The following is a 204-nucleotide window of genomic DNA, read 5'->3' as shown; positions in this document are numbered from 1 at the left end:
CGGGTAAAACCATCACTTGGTCCAAGAGCGATGCCAATGGTTCTTTCTCTTCGGCAACTAGTACAACCGATGCCAACGGTACTGCTACTGTAACATTTACTTCACATACAGTTTCTGGTACTACGACCACCATTACGGCCACTGATAATACTAGCTTAACGGGTACTACTTCTAACATTACTACCGGTGTAGGTACGGCTTCTA

The 204-nt window shown here is 45.1% G+C and carries 1 protein-coding gene; it reads left to right on the top strand.

Features of this window, described 5'->3' with window-relative positions:
• On the top strand, positions 1–204 hold a 204-nt coding region (locus ESB04_RS12565; RefSeq protein WP_205749525.1), incomplete at both ends, for a hypothetical protein.

It is taken from the genome of Aquirufa rosea (assembly GCF_004118285.1).
Classification (GTDB): domain Bacteria; phylum Bacteroidota; class Bacteroidia; order Cytophagales; family Spirosomataceae; genus Aquirufa; species Aquirufa rosea.
Note: the sequence above shows the minus strand (reverse complement) of the source record. Positions and strands in the feature narration are given on the sequence as shown.